This window comes from Vibrio sp. YT-19(2023), from assembly GCF_033337395.1.
The window spans coordinates 17,418-29,408 of record NZ_JAWOQN010000047.1 but is presented as its reverse complement, the minus strand read 5'-3'; the positions used below and the strand labels follow the sequence as shown (position 1 = coordinate 29,408).

The 11,991-nt window shown below is 46.0% G+C and carries 9 protein-coding genes and 1 pseudogene; 9 read left to right on the top strand and 1 reads right to left on the bottom strand.

Annotated elements, in window-relative coordinates; translation table 11 throughout:
• Positions 1-24: 24 nt before the first annotated feature.
• Positions 25-1,272, top strand: a pseudogene (locus tag R7E78_RS22315) (arylsulfatase); the annotation flags it as partial.
• 73 nt (positions 1,273-1,345) lie between these two features.
• Here R7E78_RS22315 and R7E78_RS22310 read toward each other — a convergent pair.
• On the bottom strand, positions 1,346-2,203 hold the full coding sequence (locus R7E78_RS22310; protein WP_207220439.1) for a LysR family transcriptional regulator: 858 nt from the start codon (positions 2,201-2,203) through the stop codon (positions 1,346-1,348).
• A 140-nt stretch (positions 2,204-2,343) separates the two neighbouring features.
• On the opposite strand from R7E78_RS22310, the gene R7E78_RS22305 reads away from it, so the two are divergent.
• The 8 genes from R7E78_RS22305 (at position 2,344) to R7E78_RS22270 (ending at position 11,986) form a co-directional block, all read left to right on the top strand.
• Complete coding sequence (locus R7E78_RS22305) at positions 2,344-3,870, top strand: arylsulfatase (RefSeq protein ID WP_017635363.1); 1,527 nt, start codon at positions 2,344-2,346, stop codon at positions 3,868-3,870.
• A gap of 106 nt (positions 3,871-3,976) precedes the next feature.
• A complete protein-coding gene (locus tag R7E78_RS22300) occupies positions 3,977-5,278 on the top strand; it encodes an anaerobic sulfatase maturase (protein WP_318058253.1) in 1,302 nt (433 codons plus the stop codon).
• A gap of 86 nt (positions 5,279-5,364) precedes the next feature.
• Positions 5,365-6,348: a MoxR family ATPase gene (locus tag R7E78_RS22295; RefSeq protein WP_318058252.1), complete on the top strand. Its 984-nt coding sequence runs from the start codon at positions 5,365-5,367 to the stop codon at positions 6,346-6,348.
• 12 nt (positions 6,349-6,360) lie between these two features.
• Entirely contained in the window at positions 6,361-7,323 is a 963-nt protein-coding gene (locus R7E78_RS22290; RefSeq protein ID WP_318058251.1) for a DUF58 domain-containing protein, read from the top strand.
• Positions 7,324-7,902: a DUF4381 domain-containing protein gene (locus tag R7E78_RS22285; protein ID WP_017635361.1), complete on the top strand. Its 579-nt coding sequence runs from the start codon at positions 7,324-7,326 to the stop codon at positions 7,900-7,902.
• Positions 7,895-8,965 (top strand): vWA domain-containing protein, encoded by a 1,071-nt coding sequence (locus R7E78_RS22280; protein ID WP_025767855.1) that lies wholly within the window; start codon positions 7,895-7,897, stop codon positions 8,963-8,965. The genes R7E78_RS22285 and R7E78_RS22280 overlap by 8 nt, the downstream gene beginning before the upstream one ends.
• Positions 8,958-10,688: a vWA domain-containing protein gene (locus tag R7E78_RS22275; protein ID WP_318058250.1), complete on the top strand. Its 1,731-nt coding sequence runs from the start codon at positions 8,958-8,960 to the stop codon at positions 10,686-10,688. The genes R7E78_RS22280 and R7E78_RS22275 overlap by 8 nt, the downstream gene beginning before the upstream one ends.
• On the top strand, positions 10,685-11,986 hold the full coding sequence (locus R7E78_RS22270; protein WP_318058249.1) for a BatD family protein: 1,302 nt from the start codon (positions 10,685-10,687) through the stop codon (positions 11,984-11,986). The genes R7E78_RS22275 and R7E78_RS22270 overlap by 4 nt, the downstream gene beginning before the upstream one ends.
• The last annotated feature ends 5 nt before the right edge of the window (positions 11,987-11,991 follow it).

The following is an 11,991-nucleotide window of genomic DNA, read 5'->3' as shown; positions in this document are numbered from 1 at the left end:
GAAACTCAGTATGTTGTTTAAGAACTGAACAACATGGGGCTACCATGTCTTCTCATCGAATTAAGCAACAAAGCCGCGGAGATGCTCAAACCTTTAGGTTACGCTACTGGACAGTTTGGTAAAAACCACTTAGGTGATAAAGATGAACACCTTCCTACTAATCACGGCTTCGATGAATTTTTTGGCAACCTTTATCACTTGAACGCCGAGGAGGAACCAGAAAACGTCGATTATCCTAAAGATCCTGAATTTCGTAAAAAATTTGGACCAAGAGGCGTAATCAAGTCATTTGCTGACGGTAAAATTGAAGATACAGGGCCATTAACTCGTAAACGTATGGAAACTGTGGATGAAGAAACGTTAGATGCGGCCCTTGATTTCATTGATCGTTCAGTGAAAGCTGACAAGCCTTTCTTTGTTTGGTGGAACGCAACTCGTATGCACTTCCGTACCCACGTTAAAGACGACAATTCAGGTAAAACTGGTATTAGCGAGTATGCGGATGGTATGGTCGAGCATGATAATCACGTCGGTCAACTACTGAAAAAAGTGGATGATTTGGGTATAAAAGACAACACCATCGTCTTTTACTCCACCGATAATGGTCCTCACATGAATACTTGGCCGGATGCTGGTTTAACTCCTTTCCGTGGTGAGAAAAATACTAACTGGGAAGGTGCGTACCGAGTTCCTGCGATGGTACGTTGGCCAGGAAAAATTAAACCAGGTTCGGTTTCCAATGAAATTATGCATCACATGGATTGGTTACCAACTTTCGTAGCGGCTGCCGGTGATAATAAAATCAAAGAAAAGCTACTTGATGGATACAAGGCGGGTGATAGAACCTACAAGTTGCATCTCGATGGTTACAACTTCTTACCTTACCTAACGGGTAAAGAGGAGAAAGGTCCTCGTGAGGAGATCTTTTATTTTTCGGACGATGGTGATTTAACTGCTCTCCGCTACAATAACTGGAAGTTGGTCTTCATGGAGCAACGCGCAAAAGGAACCTTACGTATTTGGTCTGAACCATTTACGACTCTGCGAGTACCTAAGATCTTCAACTTGCGTATGGACCCGTATGAAGTAGCGGATATTACCTCGAATACCTATTATGATTGGATGATAGATAGATTGTATATGTTGGTACCAGCCCAGGCTTACGTGGGTAAATTCCTTGAAACGTTCAAAGAGTACCCTCCAAGGCAAAAAGCTGCGAGTTTCTCTCTCGACCAAGTTATGGAAAAGCTTCAAGAAAGCCATAACGAATAACACGATAAGAAACGTTACATGAGGCTCCTATAGGAGCCTCTTTTTTATTTCTAGATTACTTTTAGCGCCAGAACTACAGAGAGATAGGCTCGTAATGTGCTGTTGTTAAGCATATTTTGATTTTTTCACGTAGAGCGATGTGGGCTGGGTTGTTTACTTCTCGCTTATGGTAGACGAACTTGTAAGGGATAGAGCGTATCGAAATGGGGCAGGGCAAAATTTGAAGTTTGAGCGCTTTGCTCCACTTGTTTGCAAAAGATTGAGACACGATCCCTAAACTGTCTCTTTGGGCGACATACAGCGCCATGCCCGCTAGCGAAGATGTGATCAAGTCGACTTTTCTTTCTTGAATCGTTTCCTTTGCTAGTTGCTCGAACCCCGACATGTTGTTCCACTTTCCTGAAAATAAACAGTGAGTTTCCTCATAAAATTGCTCTTTTGTGAGCGTGCCTTGCACACGAGGGTGGTTCTCACGACAGATAACCACTGCTTCTTCTTCATAGGCATCTTCAATAATAAATGCTGCATCTTTCGTGATCACCGTATCGATTACTAGATCGACTTTTTGTTGTCTTAACAGCTCAAATAGTAGGAATTTTTCGGGTGGTGATTCATAAAAAATAGTGTTCTTTATCGGATCCATAATGTGCAGCAAAATTTCCGAACAACACACTTCAAAATGATTTCTATCAGATATCGCATTGTCAATAATATTAACCGCTTGCTGGAATTGCGGCAGTAATTGATAAGCGGTGGAGGTTAGTGCGATACCTCGTCCTTTTTTAACGAATAATTGCTTATCGACGACTTGCTCTAAACGCTTTATTGCAGCGCTCACAGCAGGTTGAGTAAGCCCCAATTGTTCCGCGGCTTTTGTATAAGATTGAAACTCCGCAACAACAAGAAAAGTTTGGATCAAATTCAAGTCCATAACGTCACTCATAAATTTAATTTATAGGTTAACTAATTTTGACTGCATTTATCGCCTGAAACTAGTGCTTTATCTTATATCAACAATGGTATTGAAAAGCGAATACCATTTTTACGCACTAGCGAACTCTTGGAGATAATATGAAAAATGCGACCAAAACGAGCAGTAAAAAACTCGTACTTAACGCATGTACGTTAGCTTTGGGCGCTGCATCTGCAGTTGCACATGCAGCGGACAAACCCAACATTCTTGTCATCTTTGGTGATGATGTTGGTTACTGGAACCTTAGTACCTACAACCAAGGCATGATGGCGTACAACACGCCAAACATTGATAGCATTGCTAAAGAAGGTGCGAAGTTCACTAACTTCTACGCGCAGCAAAGCTCGACAGCAGGCCGTTCTGCATTCATCACTGGTCAAATGCCAAAACGTACAGGTCTATCAAAAGTGGGCTTACCAGGCGCTCCGGAAGGTATCTCGGAAAAAGATCCGACGATTGCAACCGTGCTTAAGCAAATGGGTTACGCAACCGGACAATTTGGTAAGAACCATTTAGGTGACCGAGACGAGCATCTTCCTACCAACCACGGTTTTGATGAATTCTTCGGCAACCTATACCACTTGAACGCAGAAGAAGAGCCAGAGAACGTGGATTACCCTAAAGATCCGGAGTTCAAGAAGAAATTTGGCCCTCGTGGCGTTATCCATTCTTACGCTGATGGCAAAATCGAAGATACCGGTCCACTAACGCGTAAGCGTATGGAAAATGTTGATGGTGAGTTTCTTGATGCCGCTGAGAGCTTCATAGAAAAACAAGTAAAAGCGGACAAGCCGTTCTTTACTTGGTTTAACACCACTCGCATGCACAACTTCACGCATGTTCCTGAAGAATACCAAGGTAAAACAGGTGCCGGTTTCTACGCGGATGGTGTTAAGCAGCACGATGATCAAATCGGTCAGCTACTTAACAAGATCAAAGAGTTAGGTGTGGATGACAATACAATCATTGTTTACACCACTGACAACGGCCCTATGGTGGATTTGTGGCCGGATGCAGGGATGACACCGTTCCGCTCCGAGAAAAACACTGGCTGGGAAGGGAGTTTCCGTGTGCCAATGTTGATTAAATGGCCTGGAAAAATTGAGGCAGGTAAAACATTCAACGGCATGATGTCATTAGAGGACTTTTTCCCGACACTAGTTGCTGCGGCAGGTGATACCAAAGTTAAAGACGAACTGCTAAAAGGCAAAAAAGTTGGCGATATGGACTACAAAGTTCACCTAGACGGTTACAACCAATTGCCATATTTAACGGGTAAGTCAGACAAATCCGCACGAAATGAGTTCGTTTACTGGAGCGACGACGGCGATCTTGTGGCATTGCGCCAAGGAAAGTACAAGTTCCACTTTATGATTCAAGAGAATGAAACGGGTATGGATGTATGGCGTAAGCCGTTCACTAAACTTCGTGTGCCACTGATCTTTGACTTGAGCATTGATCCATTTGAACGAGGCGATCAAGGCATGGGTTATTCTCGTTGGATGTACGAGCGTTCATTCTTAATGATGCCAGCAATGGATACAGTGAAAGAGGTGATGGGTACATTCAAAGAATTCCCTCCTCGTATGGAAGCAGGTTCGTTCGTACCTAAGTCTTCTAAGTAAATTAAGATTATATAGCGCTTTTTGGAGCGCTATATACCCAAATAGCTTCACTTTTGCTGTACAGCGCTCACGAGGTTATTTGGGTATATGTAATAGTGAGAAACGTATGAGTAAGATTTCCCCTCGCCATTCTACTACTATGCCTATTGTTCCTCTTAAAACGGCGTCTAAAGCGCCGGTTCTGGGCGCGTATGACCGTCGATTCCATGTGATGGCGAAGCCAGGCGGAGCAAAGTGCAACATCGATTGTCAGTACTGCTTTTATCTGCATAAAGAAAATCTACTGCACCAAGAAAAGCAGCCAAAAATGGACGACGCAACACTGGAAGCGTTCGTGAAAAGCTATATCGAAAGTCAGGATGGCGAAGAAATTGTATTCTCATGGCAGGGCGGGGAGCCGACGCTGCTTGGGTTGGACTATTTCCGCAATGTCGTAGCTTTGCAAAAGAAATATCAGCCGAAAGGCGTTCGCATTGAAAACGACCTTCAGACCAACGGCATTTTGCTAAACGATGAGTGGTGTGCGTTTTTAAAAGAGCACAACTTCCTAGTTGGCTTGTCGATTGATGGACCACGAGAGCTGCACGACAAATATCGCAAAACCCGCAGCGGTAAGCCAACGTTTGATCTCGTGATGAAAGCGGTAGATAAGCTCAAAGCGCATGGCGTGAAATTCAACGCGTTGGTCACGGTGAATCGTCACAATGCGAAATACCCGCTCGAAGTATATCGATTTTTAACCCAAGAATTGGGTGTGACTTATATTCAGTTTGCGCCGGTGGTAGAAGCCAACAACTTCCAAACAACCGCGCCGCAGTTTTGGAACGAACAGATGATCCCAACTAAAGGAAGTGATCTGGCTAAACCGGGGCATCCTATGTCTGTTGTAACGGATTGGTCAGTCGATCCTGAAGACTGGGGACGCTTTTTAATGGCGACCTTTGAAGAGTGGGTGAATAACGATCTTGGCCGTGTGCTGGTTAATCTGTTTGAAACCGTGGTAGCGCAAGTAATGGGGAAACCGTCTCAGCTTTGCTTGACGGCGGAGTTTTGTGGCAAAGGCTTGGCGATTGAGCACAATGGCGACGTGTTCAGTTGCGACCACTATGTGTATCCAGAATACAAACTCGCCAACATTCATGAACACTCACTGAATGAAATGGCCTTCTCTACAAGACAATATACTTTTGGCATGGCAAAACGCGATTCATTGCCGACGTATTGTAAGCAATGCCCTTACTTGCCTTATTGTCGGGGTGAGTGCCCAAAAAACCGTTTGATCAAAACGCCGAATGGTGAGAGTGGTCTAAACTACCTGTGTGTGGGAATCAAAATGTTCTTCGATTATGCGTTACCAATGTTGGTTGGTCTTGCACAGCTCCTCCAGTCTGACGAGCCGCAAAAATAATATAGCAAATATAACCTCAAGTTATTTTATTTGTTCCTGTACTTAACTATTGAAAAAGGCGGCTTAAACCATTGAAAAGGTACCCTATGAATCACGCACAACAAGCGATAAATGAACTCATCGAACAAGCAGAAAAAAGCGTTATTGGACAAAGCCACGTAGTTCGAGCTTTAGTTATCGGGTTATTAACGAACGGGCACATTCTGCTAGAAGGTTTACCGGGAACGGCAAAAACACGTTCCGTAAAATCCTTGGCGAACTTGTTAAACACCAGTTTTGGTCGAATCCAGTTTACGCCGGATCTTTTACCATCTGACGTGACGGGCACTGAGGTTTATCAAGAGCTGGAAGGTAAGCCGCAACTCCACTTTCAACCAGGGCCAATTTTTAACAGCATTGTACTCGCTGATGAGGTCAACCGTGCACCAGCCAAAGTACAAGCGGCACTACTTGAAGCCATGGCCGAAGGCACAATCACGGTAGGCGATAAAACTCACGTATTGCCAGACTTATTTATGGTGCTTGCAACGCAAAACCCTGTAGAGCAAGAGGGCACGTACCCGCTGCCAGAAGCGCAAATGGACCGCTTTATCATGAAGGTTACCGTCGATTATCCAGAAGATGATGCAGAACGTGACATCATTCGTTTGGTGCGCAGTGAAGAATTGGGTGCGGAAACCAGCAGCGAAATTATTACGCCAAAACACATCGAGCCAGACGTGGTGCTAGAAGCGCGTCGTCAGTTACCAAACATCGTGGTATCAGACCTAGTGGAAAACTACATCGTTGCGTTAGTGATGGCGACTCGTAAGCCAGAGCGTTATGCCGATTCAAACTTAGCAAAATGGATTGAGATTGGCTCTAGTCCTCGTGCTTCCATCGCACTCGACAAATGCGCTCGTGCGTATGCGTGGATGCAAGGACGTGACCATGTGACTCCTGACGATGTGCGTGCCATGGTTCCGTCTGTATTGGGCCACCGTTTTTCTTTGACCTACGATGCACTAGCAGACGGGGTCGATCATCAACGAGTCGTACAAGAGCTGCTAGATTGTGTAGAAATTGGGTAAGTGGGAGGCATTATGGCTAAGCCAACTCTTGCGCCAAAATCACAGGGGATGGATCCCCGTTTGTCCTGCGATTACGCTCGTTTAGTACGCTTGCAAGCACAAGCAGAATCATTCAGTTTACTTCCTCACCTAAAGGCGGGTAGCGTACTCTCTGGCCGACACAATTCGTTGTTTCGCGGTCGTGGATTGAACTTCGAAGAGCTGCGCCATTACCAATTGGGTGACGATATTCGTAACCTTGATTGGAGAGTTACGATGCGTACAGGTAAGCCGCACGTACGCAGTTATACAGAAGAAAAAGATCGCAACGTAATCGTGTGTGTCGACCAGAGAAGTACAATGTTCTTTGCTTCGACGCAAGTAATGAAATCGGTTGTCGCGGCAGAGATCGCAGCGATGTGTGGGTGGCGAGTATTAAAAGATGGCGACCGAGTCGGTTTTGTCATCGCATCCCAGCAAGCGTTGTTTCACAGCAAGGCACAGCGTTCGCAAAACGATCTTCTGGCGCAGCTTAAGCGTCTCGCTAAAGCCAATCAATCGCTCAATGTGGACTCCCGCAATTCCGAAAAAGTAACGTTCAGTCAATGGATTGAGCTCATTAAGCGCATGAAGCTCAAGCAATCCACTTTGATTTTTATCAGCGACTGGAGCGACTGCGAGGAGCACCACCTTGATCACCTTAAACAGCTACAACAGCACAACGATGTTCTTGCAGTGATGGTCAGTGACCCATTAGAACAAGCGCTACCAGACGATTTGGCAAAATCGAAATGGGTGGTTGGTGACGGGCAGTATCAACTCAATTTAGACAGCAAAGCAAAGGTAGAAGCTGCGAGCGCAAAGCTTGAGGCTCGAACTAGCTTACAGCGTCAATCACTCTCTCAACTTATGGCGATGAAACACCTTCCGCACATCGAACTCGATACGACAGGTGAGCACATTAAACAATTCCAAAAACTGGTAGGAGGGCGTTAAATGAGTGATCTTCCTACGCCTCCAAGTACCTACATACTCAGAGAGCTGCATGATGTGGCCGTACCATCTAGCGTGAGTTGGTACCCGCAAACTATTGGCTGGAAAATTTTAGCGGCGGTTGCGTTCATTGCATTGGTATATTTCGCATATCGCTTGGCTCGGCAATGGTGGCATAATCGTTACCGAAAAGAAGCTCTACTGGCGATTTCGCAAATCAACCCGAGCGACAAAGACATGCCAAAAGTATTGTTCTCTGTGCTTAAAATAGTGCTGATTCATATTGATAGCCGCAACGCGAAATTGTTTGATACCGCCTTTCTGCGCAAGCTCGATGCGCTGTATCCGCAAACCAGAGACTCTCAAGCAAACTCGCAAATGGTTTTTAACGATGAGCTTTCAAAGTGCTGGCTACAAAGTATTGTTGACCCAAGCGTTACGCTAACCAACGAAGAGCGAGTAACGCTTATTGCTCGTGCGAAAAACTGGGTGAGTGAGCACCGTTGTGATGCTCAAAAAAGCGCGGCAAATAAATCACCACGATTGAAACGCAAAGCACATCAGGGAGGTCAACATGAATGATCTTCTTGCATCGATAACTGGTTTGTCTGGTTTTGAATTTGCTCACCCAATGTGGTTTCTGGTTTTGCCCTTGCCGTTGGTGGTGTACTACTTGGTGCCTGCATATCGCACTAAGCAAATGGCGATCAAAGTGCCGTTTTTTAGTCAGCTGGTGGAAGCGATTGGCGAGACGCCATCAGAAGGTGCAAGCCAGTTGACCCCGAGTTGGTGGCAACGAGCAACGTTAATTCTCTCATGGCTTTTGGTGGTGTGTGCGATGGCAAAACCCACCGTGTTAGGCGAGCCTCAAGTTCGCGAGAGTTTAGGTCGCGATGTGATGGTGGTGGTGGATCTTTCGGGCTCCATGGCCGAGCCAGATTTCACCTCACGTACAGGCGAAAAAATTTCTCGTCTTGATGCGGCAAAAGAAGTGCTGTCGGAGTTTGTTCAGTCTCGTAAAGGTGACCGATTAGGCTTGGTGCTTTTTGGTGATGCTGCTTTCGTGCAAACGCCATTTACCGCAGACCAAAAAGTGTGGCTCGAACTGCTTAACCAAACCGATGTGGCAATGGCAGGGCAGAGTACCCATCTTGGTGATGCGATTGGCTTAGCGATTAAAGTTTTTGAGCAAAGCGATAAGTCGCGTGGTGCTTTAGAACAAGACCAAAACCGTGAAAAAGTCGCGATTGTATTAACCGATGGTAACGACACGGGCAGTTTTGTTGAACCGATTGATGCGGCGAAAGTTGCGAAAGCCAAAGGCGTGAGAGTGCACGTGATTGCGATGGGTGATCCGGAAACGATAGGTGAAACCGCGTTGGATATGGACACGATTCATCGCATTGCGAAAGAATCCGGCGGTGAAGCGTTTGAAGCACTCAACCGTGATGAACTATCGGCTGCCTACGACGAAATTGGCAAACTGGAACCTCAACTTTACGAAAGCACCACATACCGCCCAAAACAAAGCCTTCACCATTACTTGATGGCGTTAGTGGTCATCATGCATTTGCTCGCGTTCAGCGTCGCAACACTCAAAAGAAGGGCTGTTACACGATCATCATTAGGAGAGAGCGATGTTTGATTCTCTTAGTTGGACGCAATTCTTTACGCAGTTTCATTTTATTCGACCACTGTGGTTACTGGCTTTGATCCCCATGTTTTTCTTGGTGTGGTTACGCTGGCGAGAAGAAAGCAAGCCAAGCTGGAAGGATATTCTGCCCGAACATTTACGCAATGCTTTGACGATAGGTGAGCGAGGCTGGCGTAAGCAACTGCCGCTTAAGCTCTTGATGCTGATTGTGTTCATCGCCATTGTGATTTGTGCAGGCCCAACGTGGCAACGTGAATCTTCCCCCTTTGGCGAAGATAAAGCCTCTATGCTTGTGGTGCTTGATAACAGCGACTCGATGCTGCAAAAAGATCTCCCACCAAGCCGCCTTGAGCGTTCCAAACAGAAAATACGCGATTTGCTAGCCGCGCGAAAAGGCGGAAAAACGGGTTTAGTCGTGTTCGCGGGCAGTGCTCATGTCGCGATGCCTATAACTCAAGACAGCAAAGTATTTGACCCGTTTTTGGCGGCCATTACGCCAGAAATTATGCCCGTGCAAGGTAAGCTTGCCGAAAAAGCATTGCCGTTAATTGACCAACAATTGCAAGGTCAACCAGGCTCCATTGTTCTGTTGGTGAGTGATGGCGTTAATCCAGCCACGATTGAGCAATACCAAGCGTATTTCTCGGGCAAACCTTATCAACTGTTAATTCTTGCGGCAGGGAATGCTGACATTGTGAGTAACAACCCAATGCATTTGGATTCTCTACAAAAACTGGCTAGTCAGACTAACGGTCGATTGGTGGAAGTGACCGTCGATAATAGTGATATCGAGCAACTGAATCGATACGTTGAGCGCAATATGCAGCTTAATGGCGAATCTTCAATGCCTTGGAAAGACATGGGGTATCAACTTCTGTTCCCAATCGCGCTGATCATGATGCTGTGGTTTAGAAAAGGGTGGTTAGTGCAGTGGTGCGTGATTGTAATGGTGAGCGGCACGTTATTGATGCCAACAAGTGCATTGGCCGAGAACATTTCAGTTAAAGCCGAGCAGCCACAAGTTGTGCAAAAAGTGACGGCTTTCGACAAGGTGACGCAATGGTGGTGGGATTTGTGGCTAACGCCAGATCAACAAGGACAGCGTTTGTTCAACCAACAAGCGTATTTAGAAGCCGCGAAACACTTTGTCGATCCATTACGCAAAGGGACGGCGTACTACTACGCTAGCGAGTTTGAACTCGCCCACAGTGCGTTTTTGGAAATGCAAAACGACCCGTCCGAAGAGGTTCGAGATTACGGTCTTTATAATGCGGCGAGTGCATTGGCGCGTCAGCGTGAATATTTGGCTGCACGTGACTTGTTAAAATCCCTAGCCAACAAGCCAACGTTAAGCGAGAGGCTAAGACCGGATGTTGAGCATAACTTGAAAGTGATTGGTGGTATTGTAGAGGACATCAACCGGATGAGTGAGAGTCAGGCAGGAACGGAGCAAGAAGCATCAACCGAGCTAGGCGATAACCCTCAAACCGCAGAAGGGGCGGATGAAAAAACGTCAGCGGAGTTGATGATTAAAGAGACGTTAAGTGCAGACGACATCTTAGGTAGCCAAGAATTAGCCGACAAATGGTTAAAGCGAGTCGAAGCGGATCCTAAATACTTCTTAAATGCGAAGTTTCAGATTCAATTGCGTTCAATAGAAACCGGAGAATCAACTTCTACTGCGAACGAAAATACAGAGGAGGCGGTGCAATGATGAAAAGCCACCGTTTTACGCCCTTTGCTTTACCCTTGTGGTTAGTTATCTGTTTCGGTTTCCTCCTGAGCAGTAGTGTGTTGGCTCAAGATATTCGTGACGTTCAACGAGAGCATGGTGTTGAGTTACAAGCGTGGGTTGGTAAACAACCAACGGCTGGAGAGAAGCGTAAAACACCAAGTTTTAGCGTCAATGAGCAAGTTATTTTAACCATCGAAGTGGCAACGCCGCGTTGGTTTACGGGTGGTACGAGAATTGGCAATATTGAAATACCCAATGTTATCGCCAAACAGCGTAATCAACTAGCAACCAACTTTACTGAGCAAAAAGAGGGACAAACTTGGTCGCGTCAACGCTGGGAAGTGACTTTGTATCCTCAAGCTTCTGGTGATTTTGTGATTCCACCTGTCGCAGTGGGCGTTCAGGTGTCGGCGCCGGACGGCGAGAAGGTGTCAGGCACACTTTACACGCAGCCGATTAAGTTCAAAACTGTCTTGCCATCGGGATTGTTGAGCGGTGATACGCCTTGGTTTTCTGCAACGCACGTAGACGTAAAACAAGAGTGGGAAACCTCCACTGAGTCACTCAAAGTTGGGGATGCAATCACGCGTAAAATCACCATTTTGGCTCATGATTCGCTATCTGTGTTGCTACCAGACTTGTTGAAAGGAGAATCAACAACCCGTTACCAAGCGTATCCTCAACCGCACCGTCTTACAGATACGCAAACACGTGGTGACTACCAGTCAACACGCACAGAAGAGAGCGTGTACGTGATTCAACAAGGTGGTGAATTAACCCTGCCTGATTATGAGTTTCGTTGGTGGAACAGTAAGACTCAGCAAGTGGAAACGGTGATGTTAGAGGGCAAAACTTTTGCCGCGAAGCACACGTTGAAGTCCTTCATCAGAACGTACTTTGAATGGATTGTTTCCACGCTTGTGTTGCTGGGTTTTGTGATTATTTCATTGGTAGCCATTAAACGTTACTACCGCAACAGACCGACACCAGCATGGCTGACGTTCCACCGTTTGTTAAAGGCTAAACGTTGGTCTGAAGCAAGGACCATATTGTACAAACAATTGCGTTTAAATACGGCCGAGCTAGAAATGACCAAAGCCGATACGAGTGAATCGTGGCAAAAAAGTGCGTCGCGAATGCAAAATGGTGAAAATAGCGCTCATTTACTGAAGTCGATGTGGCGCAAAATCCAGACCAAACAAAAACGCTTTAAATTCCGTATTCCGCGAGCGTTACCAGAACTGGACAAAGTCATTGGAAGAGATGGCAATGAATAAAACGG

What these genes read in the sequence shown, in the direction of transcription:
- R7E78_RS22310 (WP_207220439.1), bottom strand. Translation starts at nt 2,203, where the DNA reads ATGGACTTGAATTTGATCCAAACTTTTCTTGTTGTTGCGGAGTTTCAA.
- R7E78_RS22305 (WP_017635363.1), top strand. Translation starts at nt 2,344, where the DNA reads ATGAAAAATGCGACCAAAACGAGCAGTAAAAAACTCGTACTTAACGCA.
- R7E78_RS22300 (WP_318058253.1), top strand. Translation starts at nt 3,977, where the DNA reads ATGAGTAAGATTTCCCCTCGCCATTCTACTACTATGCCTATTGTTCCT.
- R7E78_RS22295 (WP_318058252.1), top strand. Translation starts at nt 5,365, where the DNA reads ATGAATCACGCACAACAAGCGATAAATGAACTCATCGAACAAGCAGAA.
- R7E78_RS22290 (WP_318058251.1), top strand. Translation starts at nt 6,361, where the DNA reads ATGGCTAAGCCAACTCTTGCGCCAAAATCACAGGGGATGGATCCCCGT.
- R7E78_RS22285 (WP_017635361.1), top strand. Translation starts at nt 7,324, where the DNA reads ATGAGTGATCTTCCTACGCCTCCAAGTACCTACATACTCAGAGAGCTG.
- R7E78_RS22280 (WP_025767855.1), top strand. Translation starts at nt 7,895, where the DNA reads ATGAATGATCTTCTTGCATCGATAACTGGTTTGTCTGGTTTTGAATTT.
- R7E78_RS22275 (WP_318058250.1), top strand. Translation starts at nt 8,958, where the DNA reads ATGTTTGATTCTCTTAGTTGGACGCAATTCTTTACGCAGTTTCATTTT.
- R7E78_RS22270 (WP_318058249.1), top strand. Translation starts at nt 10,685, where the DNA reads ATGATGAAAAGCCACCGTTTTACGCCCTTTGCTTTACCCTTGTGGTTA.